Genomic DNA, 22,405 nt, shown 5'->3' on the forward strand with positions numbered 1-22,405 from the left:
TGACAACCGGCGTCCCCTGGTTCATCCCCCCACCCCACATCGACCCCACACAAACACCACGACGCAACCACCACCACACACCACTCAGAACCTGATGGATCCACTCAAAACAGAGGGATTCCGTTCAAAACAGAGGGATCCGGTGTGCGGGGGGGCAGCCGAGGACAGGTACTTCCGCGCGCCGAGCCACATGCCTTGGGTCGTACCGGCCTTCCTAGGACTCCCAGGACCTGCCTGAGGGGCTGTGTTCTGCCGTGATGCCACCTACGCTGAAGACCGGACCCCTACCGAACAAAGCAGATTTAGCCACTAAGAAGGAGCAGACCATGAAGATTGCCGTCACGGGCGGAAGCGGAAAGCTGGGCAGGAGCGTGGTCCGGCGGCTGACGCAGGATGGTCACGAAGTCCTTAATATGGACAGAGTTGGCGCTCGTGGCCGCGGCTATGTCAACGTAGACCTCCGCGATTATGGACAGGTCGTTGACGTCATCATGGGCTTGGACGATCAACACAGCGGCTTGGACGCAATCGTCCACTTGGCCGCTATCCCGGCACCCGGTTTGGCACCGGACGCCGCGATATTCGAGAACAACATGGTCTCGACGTACAACGTCTTCCAAGCCGCTCGGAGAGCTGGAATCAAGAAGGTGGTCTACGCCTCAAGCGAGACGGTACTTGGCCTGCCCTTTGACGTCGACCCACCCTACATTCCGGTCGATGAAGAGTATGCGGCGCGCCCCGAAAGCACGTACTCCTTGGTCAAGCACCTCGAGGAGCAAATGGCCATCCAGCTCACCCGCTGGGACCCCGACTTGAGCATTACGGCCCTGCGCTTTTCCAACGTCATGGACCCGGAAGACTACGAGGCGTTCCCGTCTTTCGACTCCGATGCAACTCTGCGTAAATGGAACCTCTGGGGATACATCGATGCCCGGGATGGTGCCCTTGCCGTGGTCCGGGCCCTGGAACATGCGCAACCGGGTTTTGAGACCTTCATCATCGCCGCCTCAGATACCGTGATGAGCCGGAGCAGCGCTGAGCTTGCGGCGGAGGTCTTTCCCGGCGTCGAGGTTGTGAAGGAACTTGGCGAGCACGAGACGATGCTCTCCATCGACAAGGCCCGCAGACTGTTGGGATTCGAACCCGTGCACAGTTGGCGCGACGTGCACTCAAACCGGACCACACCCACCGAGGACTGAGACGTCCCAGGACCGGACGCGCGACGGCCCACCCCTTGGCTGCAGTTTCCTGCAAGCACTCGTCAAGGGATGGGCCGGCGCAGCTTCAGGGGCTTCAGATCATGGTCATGACCATGGCCGGGTCGGACAGGATGGCACCGAGATCGGCAAGGAACCGTGAACCCTGTTCACCATCCACCAGGCGATGGTCGAAGGAGAGGCTGAGCGACATGACTTGGCGGACCGCAAGTTCGTCGTTCACAACCCACGGAGCCTTCCGCACAGCGCCGAGGGCGAGGATGGCGGCCTCACCTGGATTCAGAATGGGTGTTCCGGCATCGATCCCGAACACACCTATGTTGGTGATGGAAATAGTCCCTCCGGAGAGGTCCGACGGAGACGTCTTGCCGGCACGCGCGGTGTCCGTCAATTCAGTCAGCGCGGTGGAGAGCTCACGAAGTGTCAACCGGTCTGCGTCCTTGATGTTCGGGACAGTCAGGCCGCGGGGTGTCGCGGCGGCGATCCCCAAGTTCACGTAGTTGAACTGCACAATCTCCTGGCTGGCCTCATCCCAGCGCGAGTTCAGCGTGGGATTGTTCCGGAGCGCCACAAGCACGGCCTTGGCAGCGATGGTCAGCGGCGTCAGCTTGTAGCCCTCGAACGCTCTGTTGCCCTTGAGCCGTGCCAGCAGGTCCATGGTCGCAGTGACATCAACCGTGAGGAACTCGGACACATGCGGCGCGGTGAAGGCACTTTGCACCATCGCAGCAGCAGTGAACTTGCGAACCCCCTTGATGGGAATCCGGGTTTCCCGCTCGCCCTGTGCTGCGTGCGCGGGGATTGCTGCATTTCCGGCGATCTCCTGGGGCCTTCCAACAGCGCTGGTGACGTCACCGGTGAAGTCCTGGACATCGTCCCGGGTAATGAGTCCGCCCGGCCCCGTCCCGCGAACCACCGACAGGTCCACTCCGAGGTCCCGTGCAAGCTTGCGGACAGGAGGAGTGGAGCGCGGACGTTCGCCAACCCCAGTCGCGGGGGCGGCTGGTGCTGGCGACGCCGTGGGGCTGGCTTGGGCCAGGCCGCGGGCCCGCCGGGTGGGGCGGCCCGTGTGTTCGACGACGGCTCCGTAACCCACCAGGTTCGGCTCGCGTTTCGCCGGGCGCGCCTCAGTGCCGGCAGGTTCCGTTGCGGCGCCACTGCCGCTGGTAGCGCCGCCACCGTTGGAGGACCCGGCGTCGTCCACCTCGAAAGACACGATTGGCTTGCCGACTTCCACTACGGTGCCGGGCTGCTCGTGCAGCGCCGCGACCGTTCCAGCGAAAGGCGAAGGCAACTCCACCACAGCTTTGGCGGTTTCTACCTCGGCGATGACCTGGTTGAGCGTGACCGTATCCCCCACGGCCACCTTCCAGCTCAGGATTTCCGATTCGGTCAGGCCTTCGCCCAAGTCCGGCAGCTTGAATTCCTTGATCATGGTGGCGGTCATCCTTCCAGTCCGCTCAGGGAGTTGGGGCGGCCCAGGGCCCGGTCTACACCGTCGAGGATCCTGTCAAGGTCGGGCAAGTGGTGCATTTCGAGCTTTGAGTACGGGTACGGAACGTCAAAACCGGTGATCCTCACCGGGGCTGACTCCAGGTAATGGAAGCAGCGCTCGGTGATGCTCGCAGCAATCTCTGCGCCGAGACCACCGGACTGGCCGGCTTCATGCGTGATGACCAGGCGACCCGTCTTGCGCACCGATGCTTCCACTACGGGATAGTCCACGGGAGCGAGGGAACGGAGGTCAATGACTTCCACGGAAATACCGTCGTCCGCGGCAGCCATGGCGGCGTCCTTGGCCGTCTTGACCAGGGGCCCGTATGCCACCAGGGTCACGTCCGATCCCGCGTTCACTACGGCTGCCTTGTCCAGGGGAAGCGCAGTGGAAAGGTCGATGGCCTCGTCCACATCACCCTTGTCGTGGTAGCGCCGCTTGGGCTCGAAGTAAAGGACGGGATCGTCCGAAGCGATGGCCTGCTGGATCATCGTGTAGGCGTCCTGCGGGTTGGACACTGCCACCACGCGCAGCCCGGAGGTGTGGGTGAAGTACGCTTCGGGTGATTCGGAGTGATGCTCCGGGGAGCCGATGCCGCCACCGAAGGGAACGCGGATGGTGATGGGCATTTTCACCCGCCCCTGGGTGCGGTAATGCATCTTTGCAACCTGGCTGACGATCTGGTCGAACGCGGGGTAGATGAAGCCGTCGAACTGGATTTCGCACACCGGGCGGTAGCCGCGGTAGGCCAAGCCAACCGCGGTGCCGATAATGCCGGACTCGGCAAGTGGGGAATCGATGACCCGGTGCTTTCCGAAGTCCTTCTGGAGCCCGTCGGTGACGCGAAAGACGCCACCAAGTGAGCCTATGTCCTCACCCATGAGGACCACTTTGGGGTCGTTTTCGAGGGACTTCCGGAGGCCGGCGTTGATGGCACGGGCAAAAGTGAGCTTGGACATCAGAGTGCACCTTCCTCGACGGACTCGTTGAAACTGTTCAGGTACCGCGAGTAGTGGTCTTTCTGGCGTTCTATCCAGGGATTGGGAGTGCTGTAGACGTGGTTGAAGACGTCCAGTGGCTGCGGATCGGCCATGCCGATGCAGCTGGAGCGAAGTTCCGCAGCTACAGCGTCAGCCTTCGCCTTGACGCGGGCCTCCACGTCCTCGGTCAGCAGGCCCTTGGCTTCAAGGAGCTTTCGCAACCTGAGGATGGGGTCCTTGGCGGCCCAGTCCTCCAGCTCGATGGGGTCGCGATAGCGTGTAGGGTCATCGGCCGTGGTGTGCGGCCCCATACGGTACGTCACTGCCTCGATGAAGGTGGGGCCGCCGCCCGAACGCGCCCGGTCCAAAGCGACGCGTGTTGCGGCCATGACAGCGAGGACGTCGTTGCCGTCGACCCGGATGCTCGGGATTCCGAACCCCGTGGGCCTGTCAGCCAACTGAACGTGCGACTGGAGCCGGACCGGCTCTGAAATGGCCCAGTGGTTGTTCTGGCAGAAGAACACCACGGGGGCTTGGTAGCTGGCAGCGAAGACCATGGCTTCGTTGACGTCGCCTTCGCTGGTGGCACCATCGCCGAAGTAGGCAAGGACGGCCGTGTTGGCCCCGTCCAGTTGGACTCCCATGGCGTAACCAGTGGCGTGCAGGCTCTGCGAACCGATGATGATCTGGGGTGTCGCCAGGTTGATGCGCTGGGGGTCCCACCCGTAGGAGGCGTTGCCCCGCCATACCCTGGCGATTTCGGAGAGGTGGGCTCCGCGCACGTAGGCCACACCGCTTTCGCGGTAGCTGGGAAAAACGAAGTCGTCGTCGCGCAACGATCGGCTCGAACCTATCTGGGACGCTTCCTGCCCGAGGAGCGGGGGCCACAGTGCGAGCTCGCCCTGCCGCTGGAGCGCGGTTGCCTCGGCATCTATGCGGCGGATGACTGTCATGTCCTCATACAAGGAGCACAAAGCCTCATCGCCAACGTCCTTGACCCAGACATCGAATTCCGGATGGCTGATCCGCTCGCCGTCCGGAGAAACCAGCTGGAGCAGATCGCCGCCAGTCCTCAGGGGATTTTGTGCACTTTGTCCTGGGCCTGGAGTGTCGTTGTGCACTCCCTTGCCCGCCTGATCCGTCAACACAGGTGATCGCAACCTTCCGGCTCGTTTTTGTCGGCGCTGGCTGGACTTGTGGTCCTGCCGCAGACCGGCCCTCCGGCACCTTCGCCGGAGTTAATTGTGACCCTACTCACAAGTTACAAGGGGTACAACTACCCTCGCAGAAATTGAGCAATGTGCTCTGTTTGGGCTTTCCTCGCCGTGCTAATCTTGCGCATTATGCACCCTTTGGATGGCACTGATACCCGGCTCCTTTCCGCCATGGCGAAAGATCCCCGCGGGACCGTGGTGGCCCTGGCACAGAAGTTGGGGCTGTCCCGGAACACGGTTCAGGCGCGCATGGCCCAGCTTGAGAAGAAGCATGCGTTTCTCTCCTTCGAGAGGCGCATCAATCCGGTGGCGCTCGGCTATCCATTGACGGCGTTCATCACCGTCCATGTGCAACAGCAGAAGCTCGCGTCACTTGCCCAGGACCTGGCCGACATCCCGGAAATCCTTGAAGGCTTCGGCCTGACGGGATCAGCAGACCTCCTGCTTCGGGTCGTCGCCTTGGACGCGGAAGACCTCTACCGCATCAACGGCAAGATCCTTGGTTGCGACGGAGTGGACCGGACAGATACTGCGCTGGCGATGCGAGAGATGATCCCCTACCGCGTTCAACCATTACTGGGGCGCCGTTCCGAGTCCTGACGGGCGGGTTGGCTGTACACCAAGTGCCGGATGCGCTTTGATTCAAGTGGACGAACCGGGGGCCGTCCAGAGGTCCCCGGTCAGGTGGTGGCGTTGAAGAGGCTGCCGAAAGGGGCACTACCGTGAGCAACCCGCAAGAACCGAACCCGAACCAGCCTGGCCCCGCGCAGCCGCCGGTTCCCCCGAACCCGGGCTACCCACCGCAGACCGGCGCTTCGCCGCAGTGGCAGCAGCCGCCGTCGTCCGCCCAGCCGCCAGGCAGCGTCCCACCGTACGCAGCACCCGGCCAACAGTATGGCCAAAACCCTTACCCACCCTACGCAGCACCCGGCCAGAACCATGGCCCGGTCCCGCCCGGTCAGTACCCCGGCCAATACCCCGGCGGCCCATACGGCCAGTTGCCGCCCAAAAAGAGCCGAAAGGTCCTGTGGATCGTCCTTGGCATCGTCGCCGGCGTCATCGTCCTGGCCGTTGCTGGCATCCTGGTTCTCGTCAACCTTGTGGGCGACTCTACGTCCAAGGCACGGTCCCTCGCGGACGAGTTCACCACGCTCGTGGTGTCCGGCCAAACGGAGCAGGCCTACGACAACTACCTCAGCCAACCGCTGAAGGACGAGCTGGACAAGCAATCCTTCATTGACGGAATTGAGGGCCTGCGGCTGGACAGTTCCTGCAAGCCGGTCTACAACTCCGTTAACGTGAAATCCAACAACGGCAACAACACCGCCGACCTCGCTGGCAAGCTGCAATGCGACGGGAAGACCATCGACCTCCAGTACGTCTTCGAGGGCACCAAAGACCTCAAAATGAGCAGTATCCGGCTACGCCCCTAAACTGCCCAAAGTTTTTTCCCCCGCCACCCATCCGACACTGCGCATGGTCCGAATCACTGCTTGAGAACCCCACTTGGGATTCAGCAGGACGGCCGGAGTTCTCCGGCCATCATCGGAAGGTTCGGACCAATGCGTACTTCGCCCAATCGCTTGATCGCCACCATCTTCGGAGCCGTCTACCTCCTGGTAGGCGTGCTCGGATTCTTTGTCACCTCGGGAATCGGCTTCTTCGCCACCGAGGGTGCCAACCTGATCATCTTCGCCGTGAACCCGCTTCACAACATCATCCACCTGGCCATCGGTGCCGCCCTGCTTTACTCAGGCATGAACAGTGTCACCCTGTCCAAGACGGTCAACACCACGGTTGGTGGGGTCTACCTGCTGGTAGGTATCGTCGGGCTCTTCCTCGTCGGCAGCTCACTGAACATCATCGCCCTCAACGGCGCTGACAACGTGCTGCACCTCGCGAGCGCCGTGGTCCTGCTCGGCGTTGCCCTCTCGCAGGACAAGGCCGTCGTAGCCTCCGCCCGCGCCTAAGCACAGCGCCACGTCACCCACGGGCTGATGACCGAACAGTTGATCACCGACTCCGGAGAGCGAGGAGCTACGACCATGGAGAACAAAAACCACCCCACGCTAAGCGCAGCGACGTTGTTGTTCGTTTATTTCGCCGCCATGGCAGCGGGAATGGTCGAGCTGTCCGTGGCCGCCGGCTATATCGCCGGAGCTGGAGCCACGGCACCGGGACTCATGGTCCCTGGTGTCGTGACTCTCTTGGCCGGCCTTGCCTTCCTGGCGTGGTCGCTGTGGGGACTGCACCGCAACTCCCTGGTCTTCGCCCGCTATGCGCTTCCGGCCTTGGCCGCAGCCGGTGTAGCGCACCTCGCCGTCGTGGCGAGCGGAATCAGTATCCAGCGCTCGTTGGATGTGAGCCACTTTGCCGCCCTCGGCCTGACCCTGATGGCGCTCGCTGGAGCGGGCTGGCTGAGGCGGCAGCGCAAGACCAACGACGGCGGCACCCACGGCCAGCCAAGGACCGGGCGGCTTCTGGCAGCCGCGTTCGGAGCCGCCGTCGTTGTTGCAACAGTTGCAACTCCGGGACTGGCGGCGTCGATGGCGGGACAGCACGCCGTGCCACACGGAGAGCACAGCCAGGGCTCCAATCCCGCCCTGGAGCAGGGTCACCACCACTAGGTCGTGACCGGACCGGCGCACCATCGACACTGCCCACTGTTGATGGTGCGCTTGGTTCGTGGATCATGGAGCCATGGATCCCATCGAGGCGCTCGACGAAATTTCCTTTTGGCTCGAACGCAGCCAAGCACCCACCTTCAAGGTCCAGGCCTTCCGTAAAGCGGCCGACGCCGTCCGGCAGCTGGCGCCCGACGACCTCGCAAAGCTGGTCGGTGCCGGCAGGATCACCAGCCTCAAGGGCGTCGGCAACCGGAGCGCGGAAGTCATAACCCAGGCGCTGGAGGACAGGGTGCCGGAGTATTTGGCCGACCTGCGGGAGCGTGGCACCGAAGCCCTGGCCGCCGGCGGCGAAACACTTCGGGCCGCGTTGCGCGGCGATCTTCACAGTCACAGCAACTGGTCCGACGGCGGATCTCCCATCGAAGCCATGGTGGCGGCAGCACGCACTCTCGGCCGCGAATACCTGGCACTCACGGACCACTCCCCCAACCTCACCATTGCCAACGGCCTGAGCATCGAACGTCTCGAGGACCAGTTGGGCCTGGTGGAAGACATCAATGCCTCACAGGACGGATTCCGCTTACTCAAGGGCATTGAGGTGGACATCCTGGAGGACGGAACCCTGGACCAGGCACCGCACATGCTGGACCGGCTGGACGTGGTGGTGGCAAGCGTCCATTCAAAGCTTCGCTCAGACAAGAAGACCATGACCGAAAGGATGCTTGGCGGCATCAGCGACCCGCACACCAATGTGCTGGGCCACTGCACGGGACGGCTCGTCCAGGGATCCCGCGGCACCCGGCCTGAGTCCGAGTTCGATGCCGCCAAGGTATTCAGCGAGTGTGCAGAGTGGGGCGTCGCAGTGGAGATCAATTCCCGCCCCGAACGGCAGGACCCGCCGGACAACCTCATCAAAATGGCCCTCGACGCCGGATGCCTGTTCAGCATCGACAGCGACGCGCACGCTCCCGGCCAGCTCGACTTCCTGCAGTATGGGGCCGCGCGAGCGGAAGCCCTGGGTGTACCGAAGGAACGGATCGTCACCACATGGCCGTTGGAACAACTGACTGAATGGCTCAGCCTCAAGAAGTGACCCAGCACGAAAGGGCCCCTCCTGTGACGCCAGGAGGGGCCCCTTTCATGGTTACAGCGGGAATGGACTTAGTGGTCCACCGCCTTCTCGGCTCCGATTCCGGTCAGCGAGCGCACCTCCATCTCTGCCTGCTTGGCCGGGTCTTCGCGCCGCTTGTCCAAGACCGTTCCGAGCCAGCCCAGGAAGAAGGCCAACGGGATGGAAACGATGCCCGGGTTGCTGAGCGGGAAGATCGCGAAGTTGGCGCCCTGGATCATGGATGTCTTGGCACCAGAGACTACGGGCGAAAACGCGATGAGCAGGATCGCCGCGGCGAGCCCGCCATACATGCTCCATACCGCGCCTTGGGTGGTGAACTTCTTCCAGAACAGCGAGTAGACAATGGTGGGGAGGTTGGCCGATGCCGCGACCGCGAAGGCCAGTGCCACCAGGAAGGCCACGTTCTGCCCGTTGGCGAAGATGCCACCGAGGATGGCGAGGACGCCGATCACCACAACTGTGCGCCGGGCAACCTTCACCTCTGCAGTAGCGTCGGCTTTGCCCTTGGAGATGACGTTCGCGTAGATGTCGTGGGCGAAGGACGCAGCTGCGGTGATGGTCAGGCCGGCCACCACTGCCAGGATCGTGGCGAACGCGACAGCTGAGATGAAGCCCAGAAGCAGCGGACCGCCCAGGTGGAAGGCCAGCAGCGGTGCTGCGGAGTTGACGCCGCCGGGTGCCGACTTGATGGTTTCCGCGCCCACCAGGGCTGCTGCTCCGTAACCCAGCACCAGGGTGAAGAGGTAGAACAGGCCGATCAGCCAGATGGCCCACACCACGGACTTGCGGGCTTCTTTTGCGGTGGGAACCGTGTAGAAACGCATGAGGACGTGCGGCAGGGCTGCTGTTCCGAGGACCAAAGCCAGCCCCAATGACATGAAGTCCAACTTGGACGTTTCGGTCTTGCCGTACTGCAGGCCGGGGTTGAGGACGGCCGGGTTGTTGGCGGCCTCTGCGGCCGATCCCAGCAGGCTGGAGAGGTTGAATCCGTAGATCGCCAGCACCATGGCTGTCATGACTGCGGCGCCGGCGATCAGCAGGATCGCCTTGATGATCTGCACCCAGGTGGTGCCCTTCATGCCGCCGATGAGCACATACATGATCATCAACGCGCCGACGACGATAATCACCAGCGCTTGCCCGCCCCAGTCGCTGATCCCCAGCAGGAGCGATATCAGGCTGCCCGCGCCGGCCATTTGGGCCAGGAGGTAGAAGAAGCAGACCGCGAGGGTGGATAGCGCAGCCGCGATCCGGACAGGACGTTGACGCAACCGGAAGGAAAGGACATCTGCCATGGTGAACTTGCCCGTGTTTCGGAGCAGTTCGGCCACCAGCAGCAGGGCCACGAGCCAAGCGACCAGGAAGCCGATGGAGTACAGGAAGCCGTCGTACCCGTTGATGGCGATTGCGCCGGTGATGCCAAGGAACGACGCCGCCGACAGGTAGTCGCCTGCGATGGCCGTTCCGTTTTGCGAGCCCGTGAACGAGCGGCCCGCAGCGTAGTAGTCGGCGGCCGTCTTGTTGTTCCGGCTCGCCCGGAACACGATGACCATGGTGACCGCGACGAACAAGGCAAAGATTCCCATGTTCAACAGCGTGGTGTCCTTCAGGGCAGCGACCTCGACTGCCGGGACCATGGTGGCGTTCACTTGGCCTCCCCTTGGATCATGTTTCCATCCTTATCGAAGTGGTGGCCTTCGATCCCGGTGCGGATCTCCGCAGCGATCGGGTCGAGCTTCCTGTTGGAGTAGCTCACGTACCAGGCCGTGATGCCGAACGTGGTGACGAACTGGAGCAGCCCCAGGATCAGGCCGACGTTGATGTTGCCCCAGACCTTTGTGGACATGAACTCGACGGCGTAGGCGGCCAGCAGGACATACGCGAAGTACCACAGCAGGAATATGACGGCCATGGGGAAGACAAAGCTGCGATGCCGCTTGCGCAGTGTCCTGAACTGTTCCGTTTGTTGGACTTCCTGGAAGTCCACGGACGCCGCAGCGTCGTGGGGGTGGGCCTCATTACCCATTGGTTCCTCCTGGTTGTGATGTGCCCACATCAGCTCCACCCTCGGCGCTGATGTGACTGCAATCACTATCGAATGCGGCGTGTGGTCTATTCCAGTGGTGAGCCCTGCGGCGTCGCTCAACGGTCGCGCCGCTGCGCCGAACGGCAGGATGCTGGCAAATTCATTGACTACGCTGGCTGTATGCCCGACTCTCCGCTTTTCAGCCTCGCTGCCATCGCAGTGATCGTGCTGGCCGTCGCCGTCGTCGTGGGTGTTGGCTTGAAGGTGATCCGATCGTTCCGCGACCTTGGCACCGACGCCGAGCGTGCCACGTACAACACGCTGCATGCCGCATCGAGGGCCGGGCAGCACCTTCGGGGCGGCCTCCAACCCGCCGGGGCAGCCAAGGCCAGCAAGCAATTGCGGGTACTGCTGGGTTGCGATGCCCTGGCCATCACGGATACTGACTCCGTCCTTGCCTGGGACGGTGCCGGGGAAGAGCTCCGGCCGTCGCTGATGCGCCTCGCGGCTGACGTGCTGAGCACGGGCAGAACGGTGGTGGTCCCCCACGCACGCGATGCCGGCATCGAAAAACCGGGGCAGGACTTCAGCGCTGTCATTGCGCCTATCCGGGCAGGGTCCAGGGTGGTCGGAGCGGTGGCCGCCCTGGCACCCGCCGCAGGAGCAGGGCTGGTCCGCGCCACGAGCGAAGTGGCTGATTGGATTGCCGCCCAACTGGAACTCGCGGAACTCGAAGCGTCCCGGACCCTCCTTATGGAAGCAGAGGTCAGGGCGTTGAGGGCACAGATCAGCCCGCACTTCATCTACAACTCACTGAACGCCATTGCCTCGTTCATCAATACCGATCCCGCCAGGGCCAGGGAGTTGGTGGTGGAGTTCGCCGACTTCACCCGGTATTCGTTCCGGCGGCACGGCGATTTCACCACGGTAGCGGAGGAACTGCGCTGCATCGACCGCTACTTGCTCCTGGAAAGGGCCCGGTTCGGCGAGCGGGTCCAGGTCAGCCTGCGGATTGCGCCGGAGGTACTGAGCACGGTCATCCCGTTCCTCAGCCTGCAACCCCTGGTGGAAAATGCAGTGCGGCATGGCTTGGAAGCAAAGGAGGGCCCAGGCCACATCACCATCTGCGCCAATGACTCCGGAGCATTCGCCGAAGTTACCATCGAGGACGACGGCGTTGGCATGGACCCCGAACACCTCAGGTCGGTACTGGCCGGGCACGCGGATGGCGATCACGTGGGTTTGCGCAACGTGGACGCCCGGCTTCGGCAGGTTTACGGGGACGAGCACGGCCTGGTGATCGAGACAGCACCCGGCGAAGGGACCCTGATCACCCTGCGTGTGCCCAAGTCGCAACCCGGGCACGACGCCTGAACCACGGACTAATCTAGAAGGATGATCAACGTGCTCGTCGCCGACGACGAACTACCCGCCGTCGAAGAACTCGCCTTCCTCCTGGGACGGGACGAGCGGATTGGGGTTATCCACCGGGCGTCATCGGGGGCCGAGGCCCTGAAGGCTCTTGAAACGGAACTCGTTGACGCAGTTTTCCTCGACATCCATATGCCCGCCTTGTCGGGCCTGGACATCGCGCGGGCCATTTCGCGCACCAGTAACCCGCCCGCCGTCGTGTTCGTCACCGCGGACGAGGATTGTGCCCTTGAGGCCTTCGACCTGGCCGCCGTCGACTACCTGCTGAAGCCGTTGCGGGCCGAAAGGCTGACCCGATCCGTGGACCGGATCAGCGAGCTCATCAAGGACGGCACACCGGCGCCGGAAATGATCACGGTGGATCTTGGCAGCACCACACGCATGATCCGGCGCGACGACGTTACCTACGTCCAGGCCCAAGGCGACTACGCCCGGCTGCACACCACCGAGGCAAGCTACCTCATCCGGGTGCCCCTGAGCGACCTGGAGCAGAAATGGGCGGAAGCCGGCTTCATCCGCATCCATCGTTCGTACCTCATCGCCCTCAGCCACGTACAGCACTTGAGGCTTTCGGCCACCGGCCCCAGTGTGGCTGTGTCCGGCGCGGAGCTGCCCATCAGCCGGCGCCACCTTCCCGCTGTCAGGGACAAACTGCACTCCACACGTATCCGGCCGCAAGGATGACCAGGGTCCGCGTTACGGCGCCGCGGCAGTCCGCTCCCCTGGCTCCCGGCCGGGTGACGAGTCCCCGTGAAATAGCGGAGGACTCCGACTCCGGCCGCCTGTTTGTCCGCTCGCTGATCCGCTCGCAGCTGCGCCTCGCGTTGGTGGTGGCCTGTGGGTTCCTGGTCATCCTGGCCGTGTTCGCATTGATCCTCGTGTACGGTCCGGGCGTGGCTGAAACCCGGATTGCGGGAGTTCCCCTGGATTGGCTGGCCCTCGGAGTGGGCGTCTACCCGGTGATTGGACTCAGTGCGTGGCTCTATAACCGCGCCGCGGCCCGGAACGAGGCCCGCTACCGGGACCTTGTGGAGGACAAGTGAACCCCGTTGTCAGCCTCGTCGCATTCCTCGCCGTTTCCCTCACGACGGCGGTCATCGGCTTCTACGGTTTACGCATCTCCCGGACGACAGGCGACTTCTACGTCGCCTCGCGCACTGTCCCACCATGGTGGAACGCGTCGGCGATCGGGGGCGAGTATCTCTCCGCGGCAAGCTTTTTGGGAGTCGCCGGACTGATCCTGCTCTCAGGCACCGACGCACTGTGGTTCCCCGTGGGGTACACGGCCGGCTACCTGATGCTGTTGCTCTTCGTGGCCGCTCCCCTACGGCGCTCCGGCGCTTACACCATTCCGGACTTCACCCAGGCCCGCCTGGATTCGGCGCTGGTCCGGCGCGTGACGAGCCTGGTGGTGGTTGCCGTCGGGTGGTTGTACATCGTCCCGCAACTCCACGGGGCTGCCCTCACCATCAGGATCACCACGGGCCTGCCGTCGTGGGTTGGTTCGACGGCGGTGGTTGTGGTGGTGTGCCTAACGGTGGTGGCAGGCGGGATGCGCTCCATCACCTTTGTCCAGGCGTTCCAGTATTGGCTGAAGCTGACGGCCCTGGCCGTGCCGGTCGTGTTCGTCCTCTTGGTGCTGGCCGGTAATGGGTCGGCTCCACAAGCACCTCTCACAGTCAACCCGACCAGCCAGGCTGCCGCAGGCGCCTACCAACACATCTCCCTGCTGGTCGCCCTGCTCTTCGGGACCCTCGGGTTACCGCACGTGCTGGTCAGGTTCTATACCAACCCGGACGGCCAGTCAGCGCGGCGGACCACGTTGATCGTGCTGGGACTACTCTCCGTTTTCTATCTGTTCCCTACGCTGTCCGGCGCACTCGGGCGAATGTTCGCGCCCGAGCTGGCACAGTCCGGGCAAGCTGACGCCCTGGTCCTGCTGCTCCCAGGCAGGCTGATCGGTGGAACGGCGGGTGATGTCCTCTCGGCCCTGGTCGTCGCAGGAGCCTTCGCCGCCTTCCTGTCCACGACGTCGGGCCTGGTGGTTTCCTTGTCCGGCGTCATCAGCCAGGACCTCTTCGGTGGAAGCGTCAAAGGGTTCCGGCTCGCGGCAGTACTCGCCGCCGTCGTGCCTTTGGGTTTTGCCTTCACGACCGACAGCCTTGCCCTGGCCGGAAGCGTTGGCCTGGTGTTTGCCTTCACGGCCTCCACCATTTGTCCGGTGCTTTTGCTGGGAATCTGGTGGCGTGGCCTCACCGATGCCGGGGCTATCGCGGGCATGCTGACCGGCGCGCTGCTCTGCGGCGGCGCCATGGTGGCCGGCACGTTGATGGGCGGTGGAAGCGCTCCGGCCTGGCTGGCCCAACCGGCAGCATGGACTGTCCCGGCGGCCTTCGCCGTGACCGTGGCTGTGTCCGTCATGACCAAGGGCCGTGTTCCGTCCTCGGTAGACCGCATCATGTCACGGCTGCACGTGCCCGAACGCCCGGTCGTGACTGAGCGGTAAGGCGGCATCACCCTGTTGTTCGAGGATCGTTCAAGGTGGACAATGACGCCATGTCCGAGGAACCACGGCCGGTCAGCTACGATCCACCGGCTACAGCGACCGAGTTTCCGCCCGCTGTCCGGGCGCAGTTGTTGGCCACCGAGCATTGGAGCCTGCTCGCTTCCAGGAGCACCACCCAAGGCGAGGTCCTCACCCGCATCAGCATGTTCCTCACCTTCACCTCAGCCAGCCTGCTCAGCGTGGCGCTGGTGGGAAACGCCACCCAGTTTTCGGATGCGTTCAGGGCCTTTGCGCTGACCATACTCAGCATCGACGTAGTGGTTGGACTGCTCACGCACGTACGCGTGATGAGCGTGGGCATGGAAGACCTGATGTACGTCATCGCCATGAATCGGCTCCGCGCCGCTTACGTGGACCTGGATCCCGGCGTTGCGCCGTACCTCATGGCCAGCTTTCACGACGACGAAGAAGGGGCCAAGCGGACCTATTACTTCTTCGGTGGCCGCCGCGACTTCAACCAGGTAGCGGGGAGCAGCATGGTGTTCATGGGGACGGTCAACTCCGCCCTCATCGCACTGCTGCTGGGGTCCGCGATGCTGGTCGGTGGCCTCCCGATGGCCCTGTCCGTGAGCATTGCCGTGTTGGTTGCGCTGGCCTTTTTCATGACCTCACTGGCCAGGGGACATCGCAGGTACCTTGAGGTCTGGAAAAACAACCCGCCGGTCTCGCGATCTCCCGAAAAAAGGGCCTAGTCGATCGCAGCCATGAGTTCCACGACACGCGCCAGGAACGCGTCCACCTGCGCTTCTTCATAACCTTCGTCGCCCTTGGCTGCACGGAAGACCGCCCGGCGGACAGTGTCCACGCTGAGGGTCTGGTCGTGCTCGAGGTAACCGATGAGTTCCGCGCACAGGGCGTCGACGTCCTGGATGTTGTAGCTGCGGGCCCGCTTTTTGGCCGGGCGGCGGAACCGCTCGCCGTCAGGCCGGTGCAGCCTGCCCCGGAGGATGCCGGAGAGCTTGCCGATCTGGCGGAGCCACGCTTCCTCGCCCTGCTGGTTGATGAGGTCGTCACGCTCGCGGCGAGCGAAAGCGTCCTCCAGGCGATCCAGCGCGGCGTCGACGCTGTGCGCGTCGTATCCGCCCTTGACGGGGTCGAAAGCCACATCACGGACGTCGCCACTGGCTATCTGGTCAGCAGCTCCTACGGGACTCTCGAACGACTTCTTGGCGCGCTGGAGGAACTCATCCACCTGCTTGGCGTTGTAGCCGTACTTGCTGCGCTCCACACGGTCGAACGTGGCGGGAATCTGGCGCCGAATATCCACTGACACTACTTTTCCTTCATTAATTTGTCAGACGCCGCTCAGCAGCGCGAACAGAACATAGGCTACAGGGGCCGCGAACACGATGGAGTCCAAACGGTCCATGACGCCGCCGTGGCCGGGCAGGATGCTGCTCATATCCTTGACGCCAAGCTCGCGCTTGACCATGGACTCGGCGAGGTCTCCGGCGGTGGCTGCGGCCACCATGCCAAGAGCAAGGATGAGCCCCACCCACCACGGCCTGTCAAGAATGAAGATGCAGGCCAGGACACCGATCACCATGGCCCCACCAACCGATCCGGCGAAACCCTCCCAGGATTTCTTGGGGCTGATTTTCGGGGCCATGGGGTGCTTCCCGAAGGAAGCCCCCACTATGTAACCGAACGTGTCGTTGGAAACGACCAACAGCAACATCGAGGCGATCTGCCACGCGCCGTCCGGGATGCCGTTGGGCCAGAAACCCACCGGAGTTGCCCCGCCGGTTGCGTGCAACGGCAGCGCAGCAAAGCTGATCAGGAACGGAATCCAGGCGAGGGTGAAAACTCCGGCGAACACGCTGCGCGGCGCCCCTGCTGCGCTTTCGATGGAACGCCACAGCAGGACGGCCACGGAGCTCGCCGTCATGGTGAACAGCAGCCCTTCAAGGCCACCGAAATAAGCAGAGACCGGCATCACCAGGCTGCCGACCATCACTGGGATGATCGGCATCCGGGTGCCCTGTGCTTCGAGTGCCCGGAAAACTTCCCAGACACCCAGGACCGCAAACGCCGTGGTCAGGAGGACGAATCCGAGCGGAAGGAACAGCAGGCCGCCCAGAACGGCCAACAGCATGGCAAGCCCGACGCCGATGGCCGCCGGAAGGTTTCGCCCTGCCTTTGGAGTGGGGTTCGCCCGCACACGCCTGGCGCGTTTGGGAGTGTCGCGTGTCGGGACCCGCTCAGCGGGCGCCGGCTCTGCCTGGTTCATCAGACCTCGAGCAGCTCGGCTTCCTTGCGCTTGAGCAGTTCGTCAATGCTGTCGACGTGCTGCTTGGTCAGGGCGTCGAGCTCTTTCTCAGCGCGGGCACCCTCGTCTTCACCGGCTTCGCCATCCTTGACGAGCTTATCCAGGCTGTCCTTCGCCTTGCGGCGGATGCTGCGGATGGAGACCTTGGCGTCCTCACCCTTGCCCTTGACGATCTTCACGTACTCCTTGCGGCGCTCCTTGGTGAGCTCCGGGATGGTCACACGGATGACATTGCCGTCGTTGGAGGGGTTGGCGCCCACCTCCGAGTCGCTCAGTGCCTTTTCGATGTCACGCAGTGCGGTCTTGTCGTAGGGCGTGATGAGGATGGTGCGGGCGTCGGGCACACCGAAGGAAGCCAACTGCTGGAGCGGAGTGGGTGTGCCGTAGTACTCGACGATCACCTTGTTGTACAGACCGGGGTTGGCCCGGCCGGTGCGGATCGTGGCGAAATCGTCCTTGGCTACCTCAACCGCCTTGTCCATCTTCTCGCCGGCTTCGAGCAAGGTCTCTTCGATCACGGGTTTCTCCTCAGAAAGTAGTTGCTGCCCAACGTCAGGCGGCAATGCACGGTAAAGAAATGCATAGTAAAGATCCGCCACGTGGGGCGGACGGTCCTAGAAATATCCTAGCCCTTGCTACGGAGTAACCAGGGTTCCCAGCGTTTCGCCGAGGATGGCCCGGGTAACGTTGCCTTCGCCTTCCATGCCGAAGACCACCATGGAGAGCTGGTTGTCCTTGCACATGGTCATGGCCGTCTGGTCCATGACACGGATGTCGCGGCGCAGGGCATCGTCATAGCTGAGGACGTCGAGCTTCTCTGCTGAGGGGTCCTTCTTGGGATCTGCGGTGTAGACGCCGTCCACGCCGCTCTTGGCCATGAGGACCACATCAGCGTGAACCTCAAGGGCACGCTGGGCAGCGACAGTGTCGGTGGAGAAGTACGGCAGGCCTGCTCCGGCACCGAAGATGACCACACGGCCTTTTTCCATGTGTCGGATGGCCCGGCGCGGGATGTAGGCCTCCGCTACCTGGCCCATGGTGATGGCGCTCTGTACGCGGGTCTCCACGCCGGCCTGTTCCAGGAAGTCCTGGAGGGCGAGGCAGTTCATGACCGTGCCCAGCATGCCCATGTAGTCGGCGCGGGAACGGTCCATGCCGCTCTGGGACAGTTCGGCGCCCCGGAAGAAGTTGCCACCGCCCACGACGATCGCAACTTCGACGTCGGATACGGCTGCCGCGATCTGCTTGGCGATAGCCCGGACGGTTTCAGGATCGACGCCGAGCTTGCCTCCGCCGATGACCTCGCCGGAAAGCTTCAGAAGTACACGTCGGCGGGTCTTCTCGGGCTGGATTGCAGTGTTGACGGTTTCCATGGTGCCTTCCCGTTGGTGGACTCTGGCTAGATTATCGTGCTGTGGGTCCGCGCAGGTACTACCCGGACGGGTGCATGAAAAAGGGGCGGCCACCGAAGTGACCACCCCTTTTCATGAATTACTAGTTTCCTACGCGGAAACGGGTTACTGCGGTTGCCTTGACGCCGGCTTCTTCGAGGACCTGTGCAACGGTCTTCTTGGAATCCTTAGCGAAAGCCTGGTCAACCAGAACCTCACCCTTGTAGAAGCCCGTCACGCGGCCTTCAACGATCTTCGAAAGAGCAGCTTCGGGCTTGCCTTCAGCCTTCGCGGTCTCTTCGGCGATACGACGCTCGGACTCGACCAGTTCGGCCGGGACGTCTTCGCGGGTCAGGTAGTTCGGAGCCATGGCTGCAACGTGGACAGCGATGTCGTGTGCTGCGGTTGCAGCGGCTTCGCCTTCACCGTCAACAGCGAACAGGACGCCGACCTGGGCCGGGAGGTCCTTGGAGGTCTTGTGCAGGTAGGCGTCAACCGTGGTTCCCTCAACGCGAGAGATGCGGCGGACAACAACCTTTTCGCCGAGGACAGCGCCCTCTTCGACGACAACCTCGGACAACGGCTTGCCGTCGACCTCGGTGGCCAGCAGGGTTTCGAGGTCGGCTGCGCCGGACTCGACTGCAACGTTGAGGACCTTGTCGGCCAGCTGGATGAACTTGTCAGACTTGGCAACGAAGTCGGTCTCGCAGTTGACCTCGATCATTACGCCAACGCCACCGTTGACCTTGGCAGCAACCAGGCCTTCAGCGGTGGAGCGGCCTTCGCGCTTGGTAGCGCCCTTGAGGCCCTTGATGCGGATGATCTCGATGGCCTTTTCGGCGTCACCGTTGGCTTCGTCAAGAGCCTTCTTGACGTCCATCATGCCGGCGCCGGTGCGCTCGCGCAGGGCCTTGATGTCAGCAGCAGTGTAGTTCGCCATGTGAACCCCTCTGTCTAGAAATTTGTGTGTTTACGGACTGACAGGACGGCAGCCCACCGCGTGAGCTGCCATCCTGTCAGTTGCCCCCGAGGCTGTTTCCAACATCAGGGAAGGTCCAGATTTACTTGGCTGCTTCGGCTTCGCCGTCTGCAGCTTCCGTTGCTGCGGGAGCCTCGGCTGCCGGAGCTTCTTCAGCGGGAGCCTCTGCTGCTGCGGCTTCTTCGGCCTTGCTGCCTTCGAGGAGCTCGCGCTCCCACTCGGCCAGCGGCTCTTCCGGAGCTTCGGTGGTGCCCGTTGCGCGCTGGTTACGGGCGATGAGGCCCTCAGCTACGGCATCGGCAACAACGCGGGTGAGCAGGTTGACGGAGCGGATGGCGTCGTCGTTACCCGGGATCGGGAAGTCGACTTCGTCGGGATCGCAGTTGGTGTCCAGGATGGCAACAACGGGGATGTTCAGCTTCTTGGCTTCATCAACAGCAAGGTGTTCCTTCTTGGTGTCAACAACCCACAGGACCGAGGGAGCCTTGGTCAGGTTGCGGATACCGCCGAGGTTGGACTCGAGCTTGGTGAGTTCACGCTTGAGGAGCAGGAGCTCCTTCTTGGTGTAGGCCGAGCCTGCGACGTCGTCGAAGTTGATCTCTTCGAGTTCCTTCATGCGCTGGATACGCTTGGCGACGGTCTGGAAGTTGGTGAGCATACCGCCCAACCAACGCTGGTTGACGTACGGCTGGCCAACACGGGTAGCCTGCTCGGCAATTGCTTCCTGAGCCTGCTTCTTGGTGCCGACGAACAGGACGGTGCCACCGTGGGCGACAGTAGCCTTGACGAACTCGTAGGCGCGGTCGATGTAGGACAGCGACTGCTGGAGGTCAATGATGTAGATGCCGTTGCGCTCCGTGAAGATGAAGCGCTTCATCTTCGGGTTCCAACGACGGGTCTGGTGTCCAAAGTGGACGCCGCTGTCAAGCAGCTGGCGCATGGTTACGACGGGCATGCCGACGCTCCTTCCGGCAGGTCATTCATGAGAGAGCCCATGGGGCTGCTCTTACCCTGCCAATAGTTGACGGTTGTTTAGCCTGTGGCCCGGACGGGCCTGGCTCCTGGCATCCATTGCACTTCTCATCCGACTCAAGCCGACAGGCTTCAGCGGACCGCAAGAGGCACAATCCTCCACAGACTAAAGCCGAACGGCTTCGCTGGTGGTGGGCTGGATACGCGTAGTCAGCCTGGGACCCCCACATATCTGAATGAGACATGCTCCTGAACAAGCTCGAGGGCACAGCAAACTGCTCCACCAAGTGTACTACAGGGACCCCGCAACTTTGACCGCGGATCACATCGCTTGTCCACATAGGCCACCCCGGGGATCGACCCGCCCACGTCGCCACGGAAGGCTTGATCCATGACCCTTTTGAAGCTCGCACTGTCCGCAATCCTGGCTATCGCCCTTTCGGGCGGAACCAGCGCCGCCACACCCACGGTCAAGGGACAGTGGAGTTGGCCACTCTCCCCCAAGCCGTCCGTCCTGCGGACGTTCGACCCGCCTGACAAACCATGGATGAGCGGGCACCGTGGCGTTGATTTGGGCCCAGCGCCCGACGGCGGCAACGTCACCGCGCCGGCGGACGGCGTGGTGACCTTTGCCGGCACCGTGGTCGACAGGCCCGTCCTGACGATCGATCACGGGCACGGATTGCGGAGCAGCTTCGAGCCACTGACCAGCGGACTGAAACCTGGCGATGCCGTGCGCAAGGGGCAGGCCCTTGGCGCCGTTGAGCCGGGCCATTGCGGCAGCGTCACTTGCCTGCACTGGGGAGTGCGGCGCGGCGAGGACTACGTCAATCCGCTGGACTTCGTGCAGGACATGCGGCCATCCGTCCTGCTGCCACTGGAATGAGCCCCCGCCGCATCGTCGGGGTCGCTAGACGATGGCCGATACTCCGGTGATTGCCCTGCCGGTCACCAGGGTGTTGATTTCGTGAGTGCCCTCGTAGGAGTAGATGGCCTCGGCGTCAGAGAAGATCTTGGCCATGCCGTAGTCAGTGACGATGCCGTTGCCGCCCAGGATGCTCCGCCCCAAAGCAACGCTTTCGCGCATGCGTGCGGTGGCGAAGGCCTTCGCCAAAGCGGATTGTTCATCCTTGGCTACCCCGGCGTCCTCAAGCTGCGCCAGGCGAACCATCATGCCCATGGAGGCCACGGTGTTGCCGAGAATTTGGACCAGTTGATTCTGCACCAGCTGGAACGCAGCCAACGGGCGTCCGAACTGCTGGCGCTCCACGGCGTAGCTCCGCGCGACGTCGAAAGCTGCCATCTGGAGTCCGACTGCCTGCCACGCGACCGCCAACCGGGTGACCTTCAGGACCTTGTTGGTGTCGCGGAAGCTGTTGCCGTTGGCCAGCTTGAAGAAATCCGGAACCACTACGTTGTCCAGGGTGATATCCGCATTCTGCACAGTGCGGAGGGAGATTTTGTTCTCGATCTTGCTGGCTGAGTAGCCGGGCAGGGTGGTGTCCACCAGGAAAGCCTTGACTTGGTTGTCTGCCACATCCTTGGCGTAGATGACCACCCAATCAGAGAATGTGGCGTTGCCAATCCAGCGCTTGGCACCGTTGAGGATCCAGTGATCACCGTCGCGCCGGGCGGTGGTGCGGGTGCCACCGGCCACATCCGAACCACCCAGGGGCTCAGTCAGCCCGAAGGCGCCGATCTTCTTCAGGGAGTAGATATCCGGCAGCCAAGCGTCTTTCTGCTCCTGCGAGGCCAGGGCCTCGATGGAACCGGTGAAGAGCCCGTCGTGGACACCCATGAACGTGGCAATGGAGGCGTCGGCACGAGTCACTTCTGCATGGAGCATGCCGGCAAACAGGTTGGAGTAGCCCTGGCGTCGAACCGGGCTCACCAAGTCGAGCTCACCAAGCTTAGGAATCAGGTCCATGGGGAATTCACCGCGGTTCCAGCAGTCAACCGCGATGGGCTTGACCTCGCGGGCCAGGAAATCGCGGACCTCAGCGAGACGGTCCTGCTCCTTGCCGGTCAGCATCTGCTCAAAGGCGTAGAAGTCACCATCGGCATACGGAAGGGTGGTGGCGTCGAATGCAGCGTTGGACATGTGCG

At 63.0% G+C, this 22,405-nt stretch carries 24 protein-coding genes; 12 read left to right on the forward strand and 12 right to left on the reverse strand.

The genetic code is table 11. The features are described 5' to 3' along the window. Positions 1-326 precede the first annotated feature (326 nt). Positions 327-1,199: an NAD(P)-dependent oxidoreductase gene (locus tag NEK97_RS03210; RefSeq protein WP_257368445.1), complete on the forward strand. Its 873-nt coding sequence runs from the start codon at positions 327-329 to the stop codon at positions 1,197-1,199. Positions 1,200-1,293: 94 nt separating this feature from the next. Here the strand turns inward: NEK97_RS03210 and NEK97_RS03215 are convergent, their stop codons facing one another. Genes NEK97_RS03215 through pdhA form a run of 3 tightly spaced genes read right to left on the reverse strand, consistent with a single transcriptional unit; the run spans position 1,294 to position 4,840 of the window. Beyond that, positions 1,294-2,664 carry a dihydrolipoamide acetyltransferase family protein gene (locus NEK97_RS03215; RefSeq protein WP_257368446.1) on the reverse strand — a complete coding sequence of 457 codons (1,371 nt, stop codon included), beginning with the start codon at positions 2,662-2,664 and terminating at the stop codon, positions 1,294-1,296. Beyond that, positions 2,661-3,671, reverse strand: coding sequence for an alpha-ketoacid dehydrogenase subunit beta (locus tag NEK97_RS03220; RefSeq protein WP_257368448.1), 1,011 nt, complete (start codon positions 3,669-3,671; stop codon positions 2,661-2,663). Before NEK97_RS03220 ends, NEK97_RS03215 begins: the two co-directional genes overlap by 4 nt. Continuing rightward, positions 3,671-4,840: a pyruvate dehydrogenase (acetyl-transferring) E1 component subunit alpha gene (pdhA, locus tag NEK97_RS03225; protein ID WP_235519700.1), complete on the reverse strand. Its 1,170-nt coding sequence runs from the start codon at positions 4,838-4,840 to the stop codon at positions 3,671-3,673. The genes NEK97_RS03220 and pdhA overlap by 1 nt, the downstream gene beginning before the upstream one ends. 195 nt (positions 4,841-5,035) lie before the next feature. Between pdhA and NEK97_RS03230 the strand changes: the two genes are divergently transcribed. The 5 genes from NEK97_RS03230 to NEK97_RS03250 all read left to right on the forward strand — a co-directional run bounded on the left by NEK97_RS03230 (position 5,036) and on the right by NEK97_RS03250 (position 8,626). Continuing rightward, positions 5,036-5,506, forward strand: a complete 471-nt coding sequence (locus NEK97_RS03230; RefSeq protein ID WP_235519699.1) for an Lrp/AsnC family transcriptional regulator — start codon at positions 5,036-5,038, stop codon at positions 5,504-5,506. A 122-nt stretch (positions 5,507-5,628) separates the two neighbouring features. Next, a complete protein-coding gene (locus tag NEK97_RS03235; RefSeq protein ID WP_257368451.1) occupies positions 5,629-6,339 on the forward strand; it encodes a hypothetical protein in 711 nt (236 codons plus the stop codon). Positions 6,340-6,468: 129 nt separating this feature from the next. Beyond that, positions 6,469-6,876 (forward strand): DUF4383 domain-containing protein, encoded by a 408-nt coding sequence (locus NEK97_RS03240; protein WP_235519697.1) that lies wholly within the window; start codon positions 6,469-6,471, stop codon positions 6,874-6,876. Positions 6,877-6,903: 27 nt separating this feature from the next. Continuing rightward, complete coding sequence (locus tag NEK97_RS03245; protein ID WP_257368453.1) at positions 6,904-7,533, forward strand: hypothetical protein; 630 nt, start codon at positions 6,904-6,906, stop codon at positions 7,531-7,533. Between the two features lie 73 nt (positions 7,534-7,606). Then, positions 7,607-8,626 carry a PHP domain-containing protein gene (locus NEK97_RS03250; protein ID WP_257368455.1) on the forward strand — a complete coding sequence of 340 codons (1,020 nt, stop codon included), beginning with the start codon at positions 7,607-7,609 and terminating at the stop codon, positions 8,624-8,626. 68 nt (positions 8,627-8,694) lie between these two features. Here NEK97_RS03250 and NEK97_RS03255 read toward each other — a convergent pair whose 3' ends face one another. Continuing rightward, positions 8,695-10,302, reverse strand: a complete 1,608-nt coding sequence (locus tag NEK97_RS03255; RefSeq protein WP_235519752.1) for a cation acetate symporter — start codon at positions 10,300-10,302, stop codon at positions 8,695-8,697. Between the two features lie 8 nt (positions 10,303-10,310). Further along, the gene (locus tag NEK97_RS03260) at positions 10,311-10,691 is read right to left on the reverse strand and encodes a DUF485 domain-containing protein (protein WP_257368456.1); all 381 of its coding nucleotides are present in this window, start codon (positions 10,689-10,691) and stop codon (positions 10,311-10,313) included. A 180-nt stretch (positions 10,692-10,871) separates the two neighbouring features. On the opposite strand from NEK97_RS03260, the gene NEK97_RS03265 reads away from it, so the two are divergent. The 5 genes from NEK97_RS03265 to NEK97_RS03285 are packed head-to-tail and all read left to right on the forward strand — an operon-like array spanning position 10,872 to position 15,380. Next, the gene (locus NEK97_RS03265; protein WP_257368458.1) at positions 10,872-12,065 is read left to right on the forward strand and encodes a sensor histidine kinase; all 1,194 of its coding nucleotides are present in this window, start codon (positions 10,872-10,874) and stop codon (positions 12,063-12,065) included. A 21-nt stretch (positions 12,066-12,086) separates the two neighbouring features. Beyond that, on the forward strand, positions 12,087-12,806 hold the full coding sequence (locus NEK97_RS03270) for a LytTR family DNA-binding domain-containing protein (protein ID WP_257368459.1): 720 nt from the start codon (positions 12,087-12,089) through the stop codon (positions 12,804-12,806). Then, positions 12,803-13,165, forward strand: coding sequence for a hypothetical protein (locus NEK97_RS03275; RefSeq protein ID WP_235519684.1), 363 nt, complete (start codon positions 12,803-12,805; stop codon positions 13,163-13,165). The genes NEK97_RS03270 and NEK97_RS03275 overlap by 4 nt, the downstream gene beginning before the upstream one ends. After that, the gene (locus NEK97_RS03280) at positions 13,162-14,628 is read left to right on the forward strand and encodes a cation acetate symporter (RefSeq protein ID WP_257368462.1); all 1,467 of its coding nucleotides are present in this window, start codon (positions 13,162-13,164) and stop codon (positions 14,626-14,628) included. Before NEK97_RS03275 ends, NEK97_RS03280 begins: the two co-directional genes overlap by 4 nt. A 50-nt stretch (positions 14,629-14,678) precedes the next feature. Next, positions 14,679-15,380, forward strand: a complete 702-nt coding sequence (locus tag NEK97_RS03285) for a hypothetical protein (protein WP_257368463.1) — start codon at positions 14,679-14,681, stop codon at positions 15,378-15,380. Here NEK97_RS03285 and NEK97_RS03290 read toward each other — a convergent pair. The 6 genes from NEK97_RS03290 to rpsB all read right to left on the reverse strand — a co-directional run bounded on the left by NEK97_RS03290 (position 15,377) and on the right by rpsB (position 20,282). Then, on the reverse strand, positions 15,377-15,961 hold the full coding sequence (locus NEK97_RS03290; RefSeq protein WP_257368465.1) for a DivIVA domain-containing protein: 585 nt from the start codon (positions 15,959-15,961) through the stop codon (positions 15,377-15,379). The two genes, NEK97_RS03285 and NEK97_RS03290, sit on opposite strands and share 4 nt — an antisense overlap. 21 nt (positions 15,962-15,982) lie before the next feature. Next, positions 15,983-16,918 carry a phosphatidate cytidylyltransferase gene (locus tag NEK97_RS03295; RefSeq protein ID WP_235519677.1) on the reverse strand — a complete coding sequence of 312 codons (936 nt, stop codon included), beginning with the start codon at positions 16,916-16,918 and terminating at the stop codon, positions 15,983-15,985. Then, positions 16,918-17,475 carry a ribosome recycling factor gene (gene frr, locus NEK97_RS03300; RefSeq protein ID WP_090819256.1) on the reverse strand — a complete coding sequence of 186 codons (558 nt, stop codon included), beginning with the start codon at positions 17,473-17,475 and terminating at the stop codon, positions 16,918-16,920. The genes NEK97_RS03295 and frr overlap by 1 nt, the downstream gene beginning before the upstream one ends. Before the next feature lie 117 nt (positions 17,476-17,592). Further along, positions 17,593-18,330: a UMP kinase gene (gene pyrH / locus NEK97_RS03305; protein ID WP_235519676.1), complete on the reverse strand. Its 738-nt coding sequence runs from the start codon at positions 18,328-18,330 to the stop codon at positions 17,593-17,595. A gap of 121 nt (positions 18,331-18,451) precedes the next feature. Further along, positions 18,452-19,288 carry a translation elongation factor Ts gene (tsf, locus tag NEK97_RS03310; protein WP_211711728.1) on the reverse strand — a complete coding sequence of 279 codons (837 nt, stop codon included), beginning with the start codon at positions 19,286-19,288 and terminating at the stop codon, positions 18,452-18,454. A 121-nt stretch (positions 19,289-19,409) separates the two neighbouring features. Then, complete coding sequence (rpsB, locus tag NEK97_RS03315) at positions 19,410-20,282, reverse strand: 30S ribosomal protein S2 (protein WP_211711727.1); 873 nt, start codon at positions 20,280-20,282, stop codon at positions 19,410-19,412. A 408-nt stretch (positions 20,283-20,690) separates the two neighbouring features. Between rpsB and NEK97_RS03320 the strand changes: the two genes are divergently transcribed. After that, a complete protein-coding gene (locus NEK97_RS03320) occupies positions 20,691-21,185 on the forward strand; it encodes a M23 family metallopeptidase (RefSeq protein WP_257368469.1) in 495 nt (164 codons plus the stop codon). A 24-nt stretch (positions 21,186-21,209) separates the two neighbouring features. Here the strand turns inward: NEK97_RS03320 and NEK97_RS03325 are convergent, their stop codons facing one another. Then, positions 21,210-22,400, reverse strand: coding sequence for an acyl-CoA dehydrogenase family protein (locus tag NEK97_RS03325; RefSeq protein WP_235519670.1), 1,191 nt, complete (start codon positions 22,398-22,400; stop codon positions 21,210-21,212). Positions 22,401-22,405 lie beyond the last annotated feature (5 nt).

It is taken from the genome of Paenarthrobacter sp. UW852 (genome assembly GCF_024608385.1).
In the GTDB taxonomy this organism is placed as follows: Bacteria; Actinomycetota; Actinomycetes; order Actinomycetales; family Micrococcaceae; genus Arthrobacter.